The 18,297-nt window shown below is 66.5% G+C and carries 15 protein-coding genes and 1 tRNA gene; 10 read left to right on the top strand and 6 right to left on the bottom strand.

Features of this window, described 5'->3' with window-relative positions; all coding sequences use genetic code 11:
- Positions 1-12: 12 nt before the first annotated feature.
- Both AB0I14_RS16015 and AB0I14_RS16010 read right to left on the bottom strand, forming a co-directional pair.
- A complete protein-coding gene (locus AB0I14_RS16015; protein ID WP_358023064.1) occupies positions 13-648 on the bottom strand; it encodes a LysE family translocator in 636 nt (211 codons plus the stop codon).
- Between the two features lie 64 nt (positions 649-712).
- Positions 713-1,837: a PrsW family intramembrane metalloprotease gene (locus tag AB0I14_RS16010; RefSeq protein WP_358024320.1), complete on the bottom strand. Its 1,125-nt coding sequence runs from the start codon at positions 1,835-1,837 to the stop codon at positions 713-715.
- A gap of 287 nt (positions 1,838-2,124) precedes the next feature.
- Between AB0I14_RS16010 and rpsA the strand changes: the two genes are divergently transcribed.
- The 3 genes from rpsA (at position 2,125) to AB0I14_RS15995 (ending at position 5,643) form a co-directional block, all read left to right on the top strand.
- Positions 2,125-3,564 carry a 30S ribosomal protein S1 gene (rpsA, locus tag AB0I14_RS16005; protein WP_358023060.1) on the top strand — a complete coding sequence of 480 codons (1,440 nt, stop codon included), beginning with the start codon at positions 2,125-2,127 and terminating at the stop codon, positions 3,562-3,564.
- 76 nt (positions 3,565-3,640) lie between these two features.
- Positions 3,641-4,804 (top strand): dephospho-CoA kinase, encoded by a 1,164-nt coding sequence (gene coaE, locus AB0I14_RS16000; protein WP_358023057.1) that lies wholly within the window; start codon positions 3,641-3,643, stop codon positions 4,802-4,804.
- 104 nt (positions 4,805-4,908) lie between these two features.
- On the top strand, positions 4,909-5,643 hold the full coding sequence (locus AB0I14_RS15995) for an FCD domain-containing protein (RefSeq protein WP_358023054.1): 735 nt from the start codon (positions 4,909-4,911) through the stop codon (positions 5,641-5,643).
- Positions 5,644-5,646: 3 nt separating this feature from the next.
- Here the strand turns inward: AB0I14_RS15995 and AB0I14_RS15990 are convergent, their stop codons facing one another.
- A complete protein-coding gene (locus AB0I14_RS15990; RefSeq protein ID WP_358023051.1) occupies positions 5,647-6,198 on the bottom strand; it encodes a hypothetical protein in 552 nt (183 codons plus the stop codon).
- Positions 6,199-6,209: 11 nt separating this feature from the next.
- Complete coding sequence (locus AB0I14_RS15985; RefSeq protein WP_358024317.1) at positions 6,210-6,716, bottom strand: DUF402 domain-containing protein; 507 nt, start codon at positions 6,714-6,716, stop codon at positions 6,210-6,212.
- Positions 6,717-6,784: 68 nt separating this feature from the next.
- Here AB0I14_RS15985 and uvrB point away from each other — a divergent pair, with 68 nt between their 5' ends.
- The 5 genes from uvrB (at position 6,785) to AB0I14_RS15960 (ending at position 12,282) form a co-directional block, all read left to right on the top strand.
- Positions 6,785-8,956 carry an excinuclease ABC subunit UvrB gene (uvrB, locus tag AB0I14_RS15980; protein WP_358023048.1) on the top strand — a complete coding sequence of 724 codons (2,172 nt, stop codon included), beginning with the start codon at positions 6,785-6,787 and terminating at the stop codon, positions 8,954-8,956.
- A gap of 45 nt (positions 8,957-9,001) precedes the next feature.
- The gene (locus AB0I14_RS15975; protein WP_358023045.1) at positions 9,002-10,393 is read left to right on the top strand and encodes an MFS transporter; all 1,392 of its coding nucleotides are present in this window, start codon (positions 9,002-9,004) and stop codon (positions 10,391-10,393) included.
- Between the two features lie 82 nt (positions 10,394-10,475).
- Complete coding sequence (locus AB0I14_RS15970; protein ID WP_358023042.1) at positions 10,476-11,246, top strand: DUF899 domain-containing protein; 771 nt, start codon at positions 10,476-10,478, stop codon at positions 11,244-11,246.
- A 61-nt stretch (positions 11,247-11,307) separates the two neighbouring features.
- Positions 11,308-11,378: transfer RNA gene (locus tag AB0I14_RS15965), tRNA-Cys, on the top strand.
- A 58-nt stretch (positions 11,379-11,436) separates the two neighbouring features.
- The gene (locus AB0I14_RS15960; protein ID WP_358024314.1) at positions 11,437-12,282 is read left to right on the top strand and encodes an acyl-CoA thioesterase domain-containing protein; all 846 of its coding nucleotides are present in this window, start codon (positions 11,437-11,439) and stop codon (positions 12,280-12,282) included.
- Position 12,283: 1 nt separating this feature from the next.
- Here AB0I14_RS15960 and AB0I14_RS15955 read toward each other — a convergent pair whose 3' ends face one another.
- Positions 12,284-13,822, bottom strand: coding sequence for a glycosyltransferase family 39 protein (locus AB0I14_RS15955; protein WP_358023039.1), 1,539 nt, complete (start codon positions 13,820-13,822; stop codon positions 12,284-12,286).
- A gap of 360 nt (positions 13,823-14,182) precedes the next feature.
- Here AB0I14_RS15955 and AB0I14_RS15950 point away from each other — a divergent pair, with 360 nt between their 5' ends.
- Entirely contained in the window at positions 14,183-14,626 is a 444-nt protein-coding gene (locus tag AB0I14_RS15950) for a universal stress protein (RefSeq protein ID WP_166904919.1), read from the top strand.
- A 17-nt stretch (positions 14,627-14,643) separates the two neighbouring features.
- On the opposite strand, the gene AB0I14_RS15945 is transcribed toward AB0I14_RS15950, so the two are convergent.
- Positions 14,644-15,327: an MBL fold metallo-hydrolase gene (locus AB0I14_RS15945; protein ID WP_358023035.1), complete on the bottom strand. Its 684-nt coding sequence runs from the start codon at positions 15,325-15,327 to the stop codon at positions 14,644-14,646.
- A gap of 73 nt (positions 15,328-15,400) precedes the next feature.
- On the opposite strand from AB0I14_RS15945, the gene uvrA reads away from it, so the two are divergent.
- Entirely contained in the window at positions 15,401-18,295 is a 2,895-nt protein-coding gene (uvrA, locus tag AB0I14_RS15940) for an excinuclease ABC subunit UvrA (protein WP_358023032.1), read from the top strand.
- Positions 18,296-18,297 lie beyond the last annotated feature (2 nt).

The following is an 18,297-nucleotide window of genomic DNA, read 5'->3' as shown; positions in this document are numbered from 1 at the left end:
CTCAGCCGCGTGCTAGCGCGCGTCGGCGCCCAGGCCCACGCCCAGCGCCACCAGTGCGGCCCCCATCACGCGTTCGATACGGCGACGGATATGGGTGCGGTTCAGGATGTTTCGTGCGCGGTGGGCGGCCAGCACGACGCCGACACACCACGTGGTGTCCACTACCAGCTGGATGACCGCGAGCACCAGCAATGTCGGCAGCACGGGTCCGTTCGTGGGCAGAAACTGCGGGAGCACGACGATGCCGAAGGCCGCCGCCTTCGGATTGGCGGCGATGGACATCAGTGCTGCGCGAAACGCTGCTGCGGGGGTCCGCCCGCGCAGTGGCAGCGCCACCTCGACGTCGCCGTCGCCCTTGGCGCTGCGCCAGGCGCTGATTCCGAGCCAGACCAGGACGGCGGCTCCGACGACGTGCAGCGCCAACGACAACATCCGGTTGGCCGTCAGGAGCATCGACAGTCCGCCGCCACCGGCCAGCGTCCATCCGCAGATGCCGATCTCATTGCCGACGACCGCCGCCAGCCCCGCCGTCCGGCCGTCCCGCACCGAACGGTGTAGGAACAGCACCGTCGCCGGACCGGGTAGCGCAGCCAGAATCACCGCTGCGACCAGGAACGCCGGCAGGACGTCGAGAATGTGGGCGAGCATGTATGAAGTATCACTGACCAGTGCAAATCGGTACATTCGCCTGCTCGGCGGGCGGGCCGGTGGCTCAGTACCGGACGGGCGCCTGGTAGTTGGCGAGCCACTGCAGGATCGGTGCGGCCGACCGGGCGGCGGTCACCGAGTACACCTCTTCCTGCTGCAGCGCGTACACCTGCGTATCTCCGAAACCGCGGTCGATGCGGTCGCGCACGAACGCCAGTTCGACGACGGCGGCGGCGAACGCTGCGACGGCCTTGCCGGCGGGCCGGCCGCCGGCCATCGTCGCCTGCTGGATGGCACCGTGGCGGGTTTTCAACGATCCGAGCCAGGTGGCCTCGTTGGGGGTGATGAGTCCGGCGGCGACCATGCCGGGCAGCTTGGCGGCCACCACGCGCTGTTCGCGGCGACGGCTGGTAACGCCGACCACGATCATCGTGATGAAGATCGGCACCATCCAGACGATGTAGACGATGAAGTAGGTTCCGGCGCCGAGCAGCGACGAGCCGTTCCACAACCCGTGCATGAGCACGGCACCGAGGTAGCCGGCCAGGATGCACAGCGCCTTGGCGATGCCACTGCGCCGCTGCAGCGCGAAGTACACCCCGATCGCGGTCATCGTGGTGAACAGTGAGTGGGCGAACGGCGCCATGATCAGTCGCATCGCCGCGGTGAGCAGGGATCCCCCCAACGAATCCGCGCTGGAGATGTACATGATGTCTTCCAGCCAGGCGAACCCCAGACCGACCAGGCCGGCGTAGACGAGGCAGTCGGTCAGCGAGTTGAGCTCGTTGCGGCGCTTGCCGGTCATCATGACCAGCAGGAACAAGCCCTTGGCGGCCTCTTCGATGAACGGCGCCCGGATCGCCACGGAGGCGAAACTGTGGGACGAGTCGACACCGGGTGTCGCCAGCAGCGCATCGGCGAACAGGCTCAATATCAGGGAGAGCACGACGGCAACCGCGGCACCCCAGCCGAACGCCAACAGCAACAATCGGGGCGGCTCCGGCTCCCAGCGGTCCAGCCACAGGTAGGCGAATACCGCCCCGGTCATCACGATGCTGGACAGCGTGAACCCGATGATCGCGCCGGCCGGGTTGAGCGCGGTGAACAGCAGTACCAGCGCACCGATGACGACGCCGCAGGCGATGATCGCGGCCAGCGGGGCCCCGACTTTTCGCACCGGCCTGGGCATAGGTGCGGTGATCGGAAACCACGGCCTATGGACGGGGCCGGGGGTCGGGGAGTACGCCACGTGCGAAGCGTAGCGGTGGGTAGGCTGCAATCCCGGCACTACTTCGGCCCACGGTCCGATGAGCCCCACGAGCCGCCGTCAGGGTAGGTGGTTTGTCCTGCGTGTGCCTGGTCTAGTACCCTCGTTACGTATCTGTGCACGCAGTTAGACCCGTCACGGATCAGCACGAACGCAATACCGCAACACTACTGTCCCTACGAGTAAACCTGTCCGGAGCAACCCACCACATGCCAAGTCCCTCCATCACCTCGCCGCAAGTAGCCATCAACGACATTGGCTCGGCCGAGGACTTTCTCGCCGCGATCGACAAGACCATCAAGTACTTCAACGATGGCGACATCGTCGAAGGGACCATCGTCAAGGTTGACCGTGACGAGGTTCTGCTCGACATCGGTTACAAGACCGAAGGTGTCATTCCTTCCCGTGAACTCTCCATCAAGCACGACGTCGACCCCAATGAGGTCGTTTCCGTGGGCGATGAGGTCGAGGCCCTCGTTCTCACCAAGGAGGACAAGGAAGGCCGCTTGATCCTGTCCAAGAAGCGTGCTCAGTACGAGCGCGCCTGGGGCACGATCGAGGAGCTCAAGGAGAAGGACGAGGCCGTCAAGGGCACCGTCATCGAGGTCGTCAAGGGCGGCCTGATCCTCGACATCGGTCTGCGCGGCTTCCTGCCCGCATCGCTGGTCGAGATGCGTCGTGTCCGCGATCTGCAGCCGTACATCGGCAAGGAGATCGAGGCCAAGATCATCGAGCTGGACAAGAACCGCAACAACGTGGTGCTGAGCCGCCGCGCCTGGCTGGAGCAGACCCAGTCCGAGGTGCGCAGCGAGTTCCTCAACCAGCTGCAGAAGGGTGCCATCCGCAAGGGTGTCGTCTCCTCGATCGTCAACTTCGGCGCCTTCGTCGATCTCGGCGGTGTCGACGGCCTGGTCCACGTCTCCGAGCTGTCCTGGAAGCACATCGATCACCCGTCCGAGGTGGTTCAGGTGGGCGACGAGGTCACCGTCGAGGTGCTCGACGTCGACATGGATCGCGAGCGGGTTTCGCTGTCGCTCAAGGCGACTCAGGAAGATCCGTGGCGCCACTTCGCCCGTACCCACGCGATCGGTCAGATCGTGCCGGGCAAGGTCACCAAGCTGGTGCCGTTCGGTGCGTTCGTCCGCGTCGAAGAGGGCATCGAGGGTCTGGTGCACATCTCGGAGCTGTCCGAGCGCCACGTCGAGGTCCCGGACCAGGTGGTCCAGGTCGGCGACGACGCGATGGTCAAGGTCATCGACATCGACCTGGAGCGTCGCCGGATCTCGCTGAGCCTCAAGCAGGCCAACGAGGACTACACGGAGGAGTTCGACCCGTCGAAGTACGGCATGGCCGACAGCTACGACGAGCAGGGCAACTACATCTTCCCCGAGGGCTTCGACGCCGAGACCAACGAATGGCTCGAAGGCTTCGACAAGCAGCGGGAAGAGTGGGAGGCCCGCTACGCCGAGGCCGAGCGCCGGCACAAGATGCACACCACGCAGATGGAGAAGTTCGCCGCGGCCGAGGCCGAGGAAGCTGCTCGTCCGGTGTCCAACGGTTCCTCGCGGTCTGAGGAGTCCACCGGTGGCACGCTGGCCAGCGATGCACAGCTGGCCGCTCTGCGCGAGAAGCTCGCAGGCAACGCCTAAGTAACTCTGGCAACGAACGCCCCGGCCCATTGGGTCGGGGCGTTCGTCGTTCCGGAGGCCTGACACACTGTTGGGCGTGCTTCGCATCGGGTTAACCGGCGGTATCGGCGCCGGAAAGTCAACAGTGTCGGCCACATTCAGCGATCTCGGCGGCATCATCGTCGATGGCGACGTCATCGCCCGCGAGGTGGTCGAGCCGGGGACCGAGGGGTTGGCCAGGCTGGTCGAGGCGTTCGGCGACGGGATCCTGCTGCCCGAGGGCGCACTGAACCGTCCTGCGCTGGCGGCGGTCGCGTTCAGCGACGACGAGAAGCGCGCCACCCTGAACGGGATCGTGCATCCGCTGGTGGCGCACCGCCGGTCGGAGCTCATCGCGGCGGCCCATGAAGATGCGGTCATCGTCGAGGACATTCCACTGTTGGTGGAATCTCAGATGGCGCCGATGTTCCCGTTGGTCATCATCGTCAACGCCGACGCGGAACTGCGCGTCAAGCGGCTCATCGAGTATCGCGGATTCAGCGAGGAGGACGCCCGCGCCCGCATCGCCGCGCAGGCCACCGAGGAGCAGCGCCGCGCGGTCGCCGATGTGTGGCTGGACAACTCGGGCAGCCCCGGCGCCGTCGTCGAGCAGGCTCGCGCCCTCTGGCACGAGCGGATCCTGCCCTTCGCGCACAACCTGCAGGTCCGGCAGCCGGCACGTCGCGACCCCGTCGTGGTGCCTTACGACGCGACCTGGCCGGATCAGGCGCGCCGCATCATCGCCCGGCTCAACACGGCCTGCGGCCACCGTGCGGTGCGCATCGACCACATCGGTTCGACCGCCGTGCCCGGGATGGACGCCAAGGATGTCATCGATGTGCAGGTGACCGTCGGGTCGCTGGAAGTCGCCGACGAACTCGCCGACGCGTTGCTGATCGCAGGCTATCCCGTGGTGCCGGGCATCACCACCGACACACCGCACGATGACGATCCGGCGTTGTGGCAGAAGCGTTTCCACGCGTCGGCTGATCCGGGCCGGCCGACCAATATCCACATCCGGGTGGACGGTCGGCCGAATCAGCGGTTCGCGCTGATGTTCGTCGACTGGCTGCGGGCCAACCCGGGCGTGCAGGCCGATTACCTGGCGGCCAAGCGCGCCGCGCTGGCGACTCCTGACTACGCCGTGGCCAAGGAGCCGTGGTTCCTCGATGCCTACCGACGCGCCTGGGCGTGGGCGGATACGGCTGGCTGGCGACCCTAGATCCCTGAGCCGCACCAGATTTCGCACTTTCCCGTGCAGTGGTCAGGTGTATGGGCCGCTTTTCTGCGGTGCGGTAGCGTCTGAAGCGTCCGAAGGGGGGACGCATGGCACCAGCCAAACCGGCCTTGGTTCCGGTTCGTCAGATCGCCGCGCATGAGCTGGTCGTCGACCAGATGCGTAGGGCACTGGAGCTCGGTCAGTTCCGGCCGGGTGACCGGTTGCCCACCGAACGTGAACTCTCCGACATGCTCGACGTGTCTCGCACCACGGTGCGTGCGGCCGTGGCGGTCCTCGAAAAGGAGGGTCTGATCACTGTGCGGCGCGGCCGCGGCGGTGGGTTCACCGTCCAGGCGCCGCACTACGACCCGGCCCAGATGCGCGGGGAGCTGCGCCGCAACAAGCGGGCGATCCGCGATGCCTTCGACTACCGCATCATCGTCGAAACCGGGGCCACCCGACTGGCGGCCGAGCGACGCCGGGCCACCGATGTGACCGGGCTGCGCAAGCTGCTCAAGGGCATGGAAGTCGCGCTGCAGACCGGGATGAACGACCAGTCGGCTCAGCACACCACGGATTTCCAGACCCTCGACTCCGCATTTCACCTCGGCATCGCCCAGGCCACGCAGAACGACCGGCTGCTGGAGGCGGTGGCCGACGCCCGCCGGAGGATGTGGCTACCGGTCGGTGCCATCTTCGGACGCCTGGAGCCCAACGCCAACGACTACCACGAGTCGATCCTCGAAGCGATCGCGAACCGTGATCCGGAGCTGGCCGCCGCACAGATGACGGCGCATATCAACGACACCCGGCACACGGTCGAGTCCTGGTTGAAGCGCTGACGGCTAGGTGGCCGGTGGCTCAGGTTCCGCGGGCGCCGGGACTGCGGGTTCGACGGGCGGCGGCGTGGTGTCGACGGCATTGCCCGGCATTGGGGTGCTCAGCGGGGCGCCACAGGGCAGGCTGCCGTAGCTCGGATCATCCTTGGGTCTGGTCAATCGCGGGCCGACGAAGGTGTCGGCCTGGGCGATGACCTGGTCGTCCACCAGGATCTCGCAGTGCAGGTTCGCCGAGTACGGCCAGTCGATGCGGACGGCCATTCCGGCGGTCTCCGGGTTGGACACCACACCGGTGGCTTCGAAGATCCGCCCCGGCAGCATGGACGGATCGGCGGTGTTGATGTTGTCGTCGTCGATCTTGTAGGCGATGGTTGCGTTGCGCGACACGCCGTCGATCCTGGCGCGGTAGGTGACGTTGTGCAGCTGCTGGTCGGGCAGCGGTTCGACCTGAGGCGGCGCCTCCGGGTCGGCTTGTGCCGCAGCGGGAATCAACAGCGCGCCGGTGAGCAGTCCGGCCAGCGCGGGGAGGACTCCCCAGGCGTACTTAGCTGAGCTCATGAATCCCGACCTTACGCTCCCCGCCACGTGAGGGCCATTCCGTTGCCGGACAGCCACTGATCCAGGTGGTATCCGCAGCTCGCCAGGCCCTCGATCGCGGTAGCCGCGGTTTGCACCGCCTGCTCGCCGACCTCCGGACTCAGCAGCCCGTGGCGGACCGCGGTGAGCAGCTCGTCGACGTCGCACAGCTCGATGCCGCGCCCGGTGCGGATCACCAGGTCCAGGTAGTGGTCCTCGGAATACCAGGCTGCCGGGCCGGCGGTATAGCTGCCGATGTCGAGGTAGAAGTCCTGGTCACGCTCGTGGCCGGGGTTGAAATGGAACACGCTGGCCCGCAGTCCGAGCGACGGCAGCAGCCATGACTCCAGGTAGTGGAACTGGTCCCGGCCGGGTGTCGGCCGCGCCATGTACAGCCCCCAGGGCTCGACGGTGTAGACGTCGACGGCCCGCACGATGCCTTTCGGATCGGTGTTCGTGCGGGCCACCAGGTCGAATGTCTCGTGCTTGGGTGGGTGGATGCGCCCAACACTACGCGGGGAGTGAACGCAGGCGGAAGTTGTCGGTGCACGGCTCTACGCTGGTGAGCATGGCCTTCGCGACCGAACACCCTGTGCTCGCGCATTCGGAGTACCGATCTGCTGTCGACGCCGTAGAGGGCCTCGTCCGGACCGGTGCTCAGTTCGAGGTGGTCAGTGAGTACGACCCGGCGGGTGACCAGCCGGCGGCGATCGACGAACTCGAGCGCCGGATCAGGGCCGGTGAGCGCGATGTCGTGCTGCTCGGTGCCACCGGTACCGGAAAGTCGGCCACCACGGCCTGGTTGATCGAGCGGCTGCAGCGGCCCACCCTGGTGATGGCGCCGAACAAGACGCTGGCCGCGCAGCTTGCCAACGAACTGCGGGAGATGTTGCCGCACAATGCCGTTGAGTATTTCGTCTCGTACTACGACTACTACCAGCCCGAGGCGTACATCGCCCAGACCGACACCTACATCGAGAAGGACAGCTCGATCAACGACGATGTCGAGCGGTTGCGGCACTCGGCGACCTCGAGCCTGCTGTCGCGGCGCGATGTCGTCGTGGTGGCCTCGGTGTCGTGCATCTACGGCCTGGGCACGCCGCAGTCCTACCTTGACCGCTCGGTGGAGCTGGAGGTCGGCCAGGAGGTGCCGCGCGACGGGCTGCTGCGATTGCTGGTGGATGTCCAGTACAACCGCAACGACATGGCATTCACCCGGGGCAGCTTTCGGGTGCGTGGCGACACCGTCGAGATCATCCCGTCCTACGAGGAACTCGCGATACGGATCGAGTTCTTCGGCGACGAGATCGAGGCGCTGTATTACCTGCACCCGCTGACCGGCGACATCGTTCGCCAGGTCGACTCACTGCGGATCTTCCCGGCCACTCACTACGTGGCCGGGCCGGAGCGGATGGAGCATGCGATCTCGACCATCGAGGCCGAGCTCGAGGCACGGCTGGCCGAGCTGGAGGGGCAGGGCAAACTGCTGGAGGCCCAGCGGCTGCGGATGCGCACCAACTACGACGTCGAGATGATGAAGCAGGTCGGATTCTGCTCAGGCATCGAGAACTACTCGCGCCACATCGACGGCCGCCCGGCGGGTTCGGCACCCGCGACGCTGCTCGACTACTTCCCCGAGGACTTCCTGCTCGTCATCGACGAGTCCCACGTCACGGTGCCCCAGATCGGCGGCATGTACGAGGGGGACATGTCGCGCAAGCGCAACCTGGTGGATTTCGGTTTCCGGCTGCCCTCGGCCGTCGACAACCGGCCGCTGACGTGGGAGGAATTCGCCGACCGGATCGGACAGACGGTGTATCTGTCGGCCACCCCGGGCGCGTATGAGATCAGTCAGGCCGGCGGTGAGTTCGTCGAGCAGGTGATCCGCCCGACCGGTCTGGTCGATCCGCAGGTGGTGGTGAAACCCACCAAGGGTCAGATCGACGATCTGATCGGCGAGATCCGCGCCCGCACCGAGCGCGACGAGCGTGTGCTGGTCACCACGCTGACCAAGAAGATGGCCGAGGACCTCACCGACTACCTGTTGGAGCTCGGCATCAAGGTCCGCTATCTGCATTCCGAGGTCGACACGCTGCGGCGCGTCGAACTGCTGCGCCAGCTGCGTCTCGGCGAGTACGACGTGCTGGTCGGTATCAACCTGCTGCGTGAGGGTCTGGATCTTCCCGAGGTGTCGCTGGTAGCGATCCTCGACGCCGACAAGGAGGGCTTCCTGCGCTCGACGCGCAGCCTGATCCAGACCATCGGCCGTGCGGCACGCAATGTGTCCGGCGAAGTGCACATGTACGCGGACAAGATCACCGACTCGATGCGCCAGGCGATCGACGAGACCGAACGCCGCCGCGCCAAGCAGGTCGCCTACAACGAGGCGAACGGGATCGACCCGCAGCCACTACGCAAGAAGATCGCCGACATCCTCGACCAGGTGTACCGCGAGGCGGACGACACCGAGTCGGTCGAAGTCGGCGGCTCGGGGCGCAATGCGTCGCGTGGCCGGCGCGCCCAAGGCGAGCCGGGGCGTTCGGTCAGCGCCGGCATCGTGGAGGGCCGGGACACCACGAACATGCCGCGTGCCGAATTGGCCGATCTGATCAAGGATCTGACCGAGCAGATGATGACGGCCGCCCGCGATCTGCAGTTCGAATTGGCGGCGCGGATCCGGGACGAGATCCAGGACCTGAAGAAGGAGTTGCGGGGGATGGACGCGGCCGGCCTGAAGTGAGCCGGTGTTGACCTCAACGGCGGTTCAGCTTCTAGCGTCATCGGTGTGACCGAAACCGTGACACCCGACACCGGGACCTGGCGGCAGTTGTTGGGCGCCCGGTACCTGGGCGCGTCCACCGTGTTGGCCGGCGGCGTGCTGCTGTACGCCACCAACGAATTCCTGACGATCAGCCTGCTGCCCAGTGCAGTGGCCGAGATCGGGGGCCAGCGGTTCTACGCCTGGGTAACGACGGTGTACCTGGTTGCGTCGGTGATCGCTGCCACCACCGTCCACTCGATGCTGATGCGGATGGGCCCGCGGCACGCATATCTGTTGGGGCTCACGGTGTTCGGCGCCGGAAGCTTGGGCTGTGCGCTGGCCCCGAGCATGGAGGTGCTGCTCGTCGGGCGCACCGTGCAGGGCTTCGCCGGCGGATTGCTGGCCGGCCTGGGTTATGCGGTGATCAACACGGCGTTGCCGAATACGTTGTGGACCAAGGCATCTGCGTTGGTGTCGGCGATGTGGGGTGTCGGCACACTGATCGGACCGGCGGCGGGTGGGCTGTTCGCGCAGTTCGGGCACTGGCGGTGGGCCTTCGGCGTGTTGGTGATCCTGACGGCTGCGATGTCCGCCCTGGTGCCCGTCGTACTGCCGGCCAGGGGTGCGGCATCGGCTCCGGCGCCCGGCATCCCGGTGTGGTCGCTGGCCTTGTTGGGTGCCGCGGCCATGGCGGTCAGTGTGGCGGGTATTCCGCACGACTGGCGGGGGACCGCAGCTCTGCTCGGTGTCGGGGTGGCGCTGGTGGCCGGGTTCCTGTTCGTGGACCGTCGCGCTCGGGCATCGGTGTTGCCGCCCAGCACATTCGGCCAGGGCCCACTCAAGTGGATCTACCTGAGCCTCGGGGTGCTGATGGCCGCCACCATGGTCGACATGTATGTACCGCTGTTCGGTCAACGCCTGGGACACCTCACGCCCGTGATGGCGGGATTCTTCGGCGCGGTGCTGTCGGTCGGTTGGACGGCGGGGGAGATCGTCAGCGCGTCGCTGCAGAACCGGCGGGTGATCGTGCGGACGGTGGCGTTCGCACCCATCGTGATGGCGGTCGGATTGGCGGGCGGCGCGTTGTTGATCCGGGACGGCATGACGCCGTGGCTGGTGGTGGCGTGGGCGGTGGCGCTGATGGTCACCGGAGCCGGTATCGGTATCGCGTGGCCGCATCTGTCGGCCTGGGCGATGGGCAGCGTCGACGATCCCGCCGAGGGCCCGGCCGCGGCGGCGGCGATCAACACCGTGCAATTGATCTGCGGTGCGTTCGGTGCGGGATTGGCCGGAGTCGTAGTCAATCTCCGTGATACCGGAGACGCCGCGGTGGCGGGGTGGCTTTTCGCGGCATTCGCGGTGCTGGCGGCGGTCGGTGCTGTCGCCTCGTTCCGGTCGGGTGGCCGCCCCTCCTGACTGCCGTGCCCCGCTCGCGCGCGATGAGTTTCGGCGCCGGCCCGAGTCTCACCCGTATAGGACCGACACGAGGAGCGATTCGATGCCATTGACACTCAACGCCTACCCAGAGGTTGTCACCCGGGACGAGTGGCGACAGGCGCGTACGAAACTGCTGGCCGCCGAACGTGAGGTGACGCACCTGCGCGACGCCGTCAACGCCCAACGGCGCCGGCTGCCGATGGTGAAGGTGGAGAAGGACTACACGTTCGAAGGGCCCGACGGTGAGGTGAAGCTGCGAGACCTCTTCGAGGGCCGTAGCCAGCTCTACGTCCACCACTTCATGTGGATCGACGCGATCGACGCAGGCTGTCCAAGCTGCACGGCCGCGGCCGATCTGACCTTCACCGAAGGGGATCGAGACCTGTTGCACGGCAAGGACGTCGCGTTCGCCTGCATCTCCCGGGCGCCCTACGCCAGCATCGAGGCCTACCGGGACGCCCACGGCTGGACGTTCCCGTGGTATTCGTCGCGCGACGGTGACTTCACCTACGACTTCCACGTGACGCTCGATCCGGCCCGTGCGCCAATCGAATACAACTACAAGTCCGTCGACGAGCTCCACGATGCGGGCTTCAACGACGAAGACCTCCGCGGTGACTGGCCGGGAGCCAGTGTCTTTCTGCGCCGCGGTGACGAGGTCTTCCATACTTACTCGACCTTCGCCCGCGGACTCGATCACAGCGCCGTGGGTTATCCCTTCCTCGACCTGACCCCGTATGGACGGCAGGAGCCGTGGGAGGACTCGCCGGCCGGGTGGCCTCAGGGCGGGCCGGTGGTCGGCAGGCCGGTGGGGGAGACCGACGCCGGTTAGTGATCATTGCGATCGAAACTATGGGCGCGCACCGGCGTGGCTGGCAGAGTAACCAACTGACGCGGGTGTGTCTGAGTGGCTAGGAACCGGCCTGCAAAGCCGTTTACACGGGTTCGAATCCCGTCACTCGCTCGGCTGAGGTCCCCCGCCCGCTAGCGGGCGGGGGACCGCGGATAATGCTGCGGTGCCCATGTTGCCCCTTGCCGACGTCCTGTCCACGCTTGACCTGTTCGAGTCGGGTGACGGCATGTTCGTCGCCGAACAGCGGGACAACCCCAGCCATCACATCGTCGGTGGCCACATCGCCGCCCAGGCGCTGATGGCGGCCAGCCGCACCGTGCCCGGCCGATTGCCGCACAGCCTGCACGTTTATCTGCTGCGGGCCGGTGATGCCCGGTATCCGGTGCAGATGGAGGTGAGCAGCTTGCGCGACGGCGGATCGTTGTCCACCCGCCGGGTCATCGGCCGCCAGGGCGATGAGGTGTTGCTGGAAGCGCTCGTCTCGTTCAGCGTCGATATGGACGCCGCGGACTACCAGCAACGCGCGCCCGAGGTACCCGCTCCCGAGACCCTGCCCCCGGTCGAGGAGCAGTTGCAGGCGTTCGCCGATGAGGCCGGCGGGTACTGGGTGCGTCCGCAGTGGATCGAGCGGCGTTACATCGACGCGCCGCCGCGCTTGGCGATCGATCTGCCGGAACCACCGGAGCGCACCCGGATGTGGTGGCGCCCGGCCGAACCGGTCACCGATGATCCGATCGTCAACAGCTGTCTGCTGACGTACTTTTCGGGCACGGCATTGCTCGATACGACGGTGACGATGCGGCGCGCCACCCAGGTGAGTGTCTTCTCGGCGTTGATCGACCTGGCCATCTGGTTCCACCGTCCGGCCGATCTGACGGATTGGGTGTTGTCCGACGAGGTTTCACCCAGCGGCATCAACGGGAGGGGCCTGGCCAGTGCCACGCTGTACAACCGCGCCGGGCAACTCGTCTGCTCGACGGCGCAGGAGATGTACTTCGGCCGCCGCCGCGACTGACTCACCGGGTGGACTTGACCACCTGGGCGAAGTTGAACTGCCAGCGTTCGACGATGTGGAAACCCATACTTTCGGGTACCTGATAGGCCGGGGCGCGGTCCAGTCGGGGTCCGGGCTTCAGCCCTGTTCCGCTCTGTCGGCTCGGTACCGCGGGATCGCGCTCGGACACCGTCCACAAGACCGTGCACCGACGCACTTCGTCAGCGACGCCCCAGATCCCGAGATGCGCATCCCACAACCGATTTCGTTTCCAGGCCGGGGCACCGCGACCGGGGTCGACAAGGGCCGCGTACGCGGCCGGCCGGGCGGCGGTGAGGGGGCGGATGGGACCCGGCTTCCACGCGGTGGTGTTGTCGAGGATCAGGCAGTCGCCGGGGGATGACTGTGCCGAGATGACGTCGGCGACCTGACTGAAGTCCATGCCCTCCTTGGCGTACGGGCCGCGCTGCACCATCAGGTAGTTCGGCGTCGCCGCTACGGCGAACACCGCCAATATCGCAGTGACCCACTCCCTGCTGCGCGCAACCGCGACCACACACACGGCGAGCAGCAACGCCATCGCCGGTGCGGTGAAACAGAGGTAGCGAGGGTAGTAAAGCGGTTGGGCAACAGCCGAATACGCCAGCAACACCACCGTCGGGGCGAGAACCCACACCACGGCCACGACCACCAGCCGCCGGGTGCCGTCATCGGTGGGCCGCAGCCGCCTGGCGACCAGGGGTGCGCTCAGCACCGCGGCCGCCAGTACCGCGAACGCCACACTGTGATCGAAGTACTGCCTGACCAGGACTTCGGCCACCGAATGCAGGCCAAGTGGTGAGATCCACCCGACCTGGAAGCTCTGCGAACGACACCACAAGACGAACGGAACCACGACGACCATCGCGGCCGCCGTCACGGACACCCACCTGGTGCGGGTGCGACGACGGCTACAGAGAATCGCGACGGCCACGGCGTGCGGAACCACCATCAGCACGGCGAAGATGTTCAGCACGGTGGAAACCGCCAGCAGCGCACCATATGACAGCCACAGCGCGGCGCGGTCGCGCCGGATGGCGGAGATGAGCAGAACTGTCAGCCACACCGCGGCCAGCGTCGACCAGGAGTAGGAGCGGGCCTCGATACCTGCCCACGTGATCCTGGGCAGCATCGCGAAAAGAACTCCCGCACAGACCGATACCGTGCGGGTGCTGAACTGCCGCCCGAGAACCACCACCCCGCCCGCGGCACCACCGATGGCCAGGCAGCTGGAGAACCTGGACCAGAACTCCGTTGCCGGAAGGACGGCGAACCAACCCTGCATGCCGAGGTAATACAGCCCGTGCACCGCGTCGATATGGCCGATCAGGTCCCACAGCTGGGGCACCGATCGGGTAGCCGCCGAGATGGTGGCCGCCTCGTCGAACCACAGCGACGGCCGGGCGGCTCCGGCCGCGCACAGCACGACGGCAAATGCCGCCACCGCCAGGGCGTCGAATCGGGCTTCCCGAACGACGCGCCGGTCCGCGCCCTCGGCGCGCTCATTCAGCGACAGATCCACGTCAGCGACGGTGTCACCCCCTCAAGTGATGGCAAACAATAACCTGAGGCGCTCCGACTCGCTTTCTCCGACAGCGCTATTGCCGACCGGTCGCGGGTACCGACGGGTACAGATGAGCTGGATCACTCCGGTGGCGAATCGTCCTGGCGACAACCCGGATTCGACCGGCGTCGACTACGTCACGGTCAGCACCGATTTTGGGGTTCCGAGGGTTAACATCAGTGCCGATTCGCCGTTCTGGGACCGAATACTGGGTCCAGTTGTCGGCTGTCCGTGCGGGTGTCGTGATTTGCACCCCTGGTCAGCGGGCGACGGGTTACTGTCTCGGGTGGCGTTGCAACTGACAGTGGGAGGGTATTGATGAGCGCGTATCGAACCGTGGTGGTCGGCACGGACGGATCTGATTCGTCGTTGCGTGCAGTCGACCGCGCGGGTCTGATTGCCGCCGGGTCGAATGCCAAGCTGATCGTGGCAACCGCGTACTTCCCCCAGAGCGAAGACCAGCGTGCCGCCGATGTACTCAAGGAAGAGGGCTACAAGATGGCGGGCAATGCGCCGATCTACGCCATCCTCCGCGAGGCGACCGATCGTGCGAAGGCCGCCGGCGCCACCGACATCGAAGAGCGGCCGGTAGTCGGCGCTCCCGTCGATGCCCTCGTCGAGTTGGCCGAGGACGTCCAGGCGGATCTGCTGGTGGTCGGCAACGTCGGCCTGAGCACGATTGCCGGCCGTCTCCTGGGCTCGGTGCCCGCGAACGTGGCACGACGGTCCAAGACCGACGTGCTCATCGTCCACACCAGCTGAGCCACACCGGCTGCCGACTACCAACCGCGCTCGCGCCACTCCCCGAGATGGGGACGTTCGGCGCCGAGCGTGGTGTCGTCTCCGTGGCCGGGGTACACCACTGTGCCGTCGTCGTAGACGTCGAACACCTTGGCGCTCACATCACCCAGTAGCCGCTCGAAGTCACCGGGCTGCCAGGTCTTGCCGACTCCGCCGGGAAACAGGCAGTCGCCGGTGAACAGGTGGGTCACCCCGTCGGCCCCGCGCAGGGCCAGGGCGACCGACCCCTCGGTGTGACCCTGGAGGTGGATCACGTCGAACGTCAGGTCGCCGATCGTGATGGTGTCGCCGTCGGCCAGGATCCGGTCCGGGGTCACCGGCAGAGGTTCGGCGTCAAGGGAGTGTGCGGCCGTCGGCGCCCCGGTGACCTCTGCCACAGCTTCCAGCGCCTGCCAGTGGTCGAAGTGCTGGTGGCTGGTGACGATCAGGGACAACTTGGGTGCCTGCTGCTTGATCACGTCCAGCAGCACCTCGGCGTCGTTTGCGGCGTCGATCAGCAGTGTTTCACCGGTGGAATTGCAGGTCACCAGGTAGGCGTTGTTGTCCATCGGGCCCACCGACACCTTGATGATCGAGGCGTTCGGCAGGGTGCGCCGGGCGGCGGTGCCTGGCTCCTGGTGACCGGTGTAGGTGTCGTCAACCGCGATGTGAGGGCTGGTCATAGCGCCACCGTATCCGGCTTGTCGGTGGGCGCACATAGCATGGGCGTGAAGTCTGTCGTGGGAAAGGAAACGCGTGGCTGACCGCCTGATCGTGAAGGGTGCCCGCGAGCACAATCTGCGAGGAGTCGACCTCGATCTGCCGCGTGATGCGCTGATCGTGTTCACCGGCCTGTCCGGGTCCGGCAAATCCTCATTGGCGTTCGACACCATCTTCGCCGAGGGGCAGCGCCGCTATGTCGAGTCGCTGTCGGCCTACGCCCGGCAGTTCCTCGGCCAGATGGACAAGCCGGATGTCGATTTCATCGAGGGCCTCTCGCCTGCGGTGTCCATCGATCAGAAGTCGACCAACCGCAACCCGCGCTCGACCGTGGGCACCATCACCGAGGTCTACGACTACCTGCGGCTGCTGTACGCCCGCGCGGGCACCCCGCACTGCCCGGTGTGTGGTGAGCGCATCGCCCGGCAGACCCCGCAGCAGATCGTCGACCAGGTCCTGGCCATGGATGAGGGCCTGCGTTTCCAGGTGCTGGCCCCGGTGGTCCGCACCCGCAAGGGTGAGTTCGTCGACCTGTTCGAGAAGCTCAACACCCAGGGCTACAGCCGGGTGCGGGTGGACGGCGTGGTGCATTCGCTGACCGATCCGCCGAAGCTCAAGAAGCAGGAAAAGCACGACATCGAGGTGGTCGTTGACCGGTTGACGGTCAAGGCCAGCTCCAAGCAGCGGCTCACCGACTCGGTGGAGACCGCGCTGAGCCTGGCCGACGGCATCGTCGTACTCGAGTTCGTCGACCGTGAGGACGACCATCCGCACCGGGAGCAACGCTTCTCCGAGAAGCTGGCCTGCCCCAACGGGCACCCGCTGGCCGTCGACGATCTGGAACCCCGGTCGTTCTCGTTCAACTCGCCGTACGGCGCGTGCCCGGAGTGCACGGGCCTCGGTATCCGCAAAGAGGTCGACCCCGAACTGGTCGTGCCCGACCCGGAGCTGACCCTGGCCGGCGGCGCCATCGCGCCATGGGCCGTGGGACAGAGCGCCGAGTACTTCACCCGGATGTTGTCCGGGCTCGGTGATCAGCTCGGATTCGACATCGACACTCCGTGGAAGAAACTGCCGGCCAAGGCGCGCAAGGCGATCCTGGAAGGTTCGGATCACCAGGTCCACGTCCGGTACAAGAACCGCTACGGCCGCACCCGGTCCTATTACGCGGACTTCGAAGGCGTGATGGCCTTCCTGGCGCGGCGCATGGAGCAGACCGACTCGGAGCAGATGAAGGAACGCTACGAGGGCTTCATGCGCGACATCCCCTGTCCGGAGTGCAACGGCACGCGACTCAAGCCCGAGATTCTCGCGGTGACGATGGCCGCGGGGGAGCTCGGCGCCAAGTCGATCGCCCAGGTGGCCGAGCTATCGATCGCCGACTGCGCGGAATTCTTGAATGCCCTCACGCTGGGGACGCGCGAGCAGGCCATCGCGGGTCAGGTGCTCAAGGAGATCCAGTCGCGCCTCGGGTTCCTCCTCGACGTCGGGCTCGATTACCTGTCGCTGTCGCGGGCCGCGGCGACGCTGTCGGGCGGGGAGGCGCAGCGCATCCGGCTGGCCACCCAGATCGGCTCCGGGCTGGTCGGCGTGCTCTACGTGCTCGACGAGCCGTCCATCGGCCTGCACCAGCGCGACAACCGCAGGCTCATCGACACCCTGGTCCGGTTGCGCGAACTGGGTAACACGCTGATTGTCGTCGAACACGACCTTGACACCATCGCGCACGCCGACTGGGTGGTGGACATCGGCCCGGCGGCCGGTGAGCACGGCGGCCGGATCGTGCACAGCGGAACGTATGCGGATCTGCTGACCAACCCCGAATCCCTCACCGGTGCTTATCTTTCCGGTAAGGAGAGCATCGAGGTCCCGGCCATCCGGCGGCCCACCGACAAGCGTCGCCAGGTCACAGTTGTGGGGGCGCGGGAGAACAACCTCAGGGAGATCGACGTCGCGTTCCCGCTCGGCGTGCTCACCTCCGTCACCGGCGTCTCCGGCTCAGGCAAGTCGACTCTGGTCAACGACATCCTGGCCTCGGTGATGGCGAACAAGCTCAACGGTGCCCGGCAGGTGCCGGGCCGGCACACCCGGGTGAACGGGCTCGACCAGCTCGACAAGCTGGTCCGCGTCGACCAGTCACCCATCGGCCGCACGCCGCGCTCCAACGCGGCCACCTACACCGGCGTGTTCGACAAGATCCGGTCACTGTTCGCCGCCACCACCGAGGCCAAGGTCCGCGGCTATCAGCCCGGGCGGTTCTCGTTCAACGTCAAGGGCGGTCGGTGCGAGGCCTGCTCGGGCGACGGCACCATCAAGATCGAGATGAACTTCCTGCCCGACGTGTATGTGCCGTGCGAGGTGTGCCAGGGCGCGCGATACAACCGGGAAACCCTCGAGGTGCACTACAAGCACAAGACCATCGCCGAGGTGCTGGACATGTCGATCGAGGATGCCACCGAGTTCTTCGAGCCAATCTCCTCCATCCACCGCTATCTCAAGACCCTCGTCGACGTCGGCCTGGGTTATGTGCGGCTGGGGCAGCCGGCGCCCACGCTGTCCGGTGGCGAGGCGCAACGCGTCAAGCTTGCCGCCGAACTACAGAAGCGCTCCACCGGGCGCACCGTCTACATCCTCGACGAGCCGACCACCGGCCTGCACTTCGAGGACATCAGAAAGTTGCTCAAGGTGATCAACGGCCTTGTCGACAAAGGTAATACGGTGATCGTCATCGAGCACAACCTCGACGTGATCAAGACTTCGGACTGGATCGTGGACATGGGACCCGAGGGCGGGGCCGGGGGCGGCACGGTCGTCGCGCAGGGCACACCCGAGGATGTCGCAGCGAATCCGGACAGCTACACCGGCAAGTTCCTCGCCGAGCTGATCGATGTACCGGCGCCGAAACCCAAGCGGCGTAAGGCCAGCGCCTGACG

It is taken from the genome of Mycobacterium sp. NPDC050441, assembly GCF_040655355.1.
In the GTDB taxonomy this organism is placed as follows: Bacteria; Actinomycetota; Actinomycetes; order Mycobacteriales; family Mycobacteriaceae; genus Mycobacterium.
Note: the sequence above shows the minus strand (reverse complement) of the source record. Positions and strands in the feature narration are given on the sequence as shown.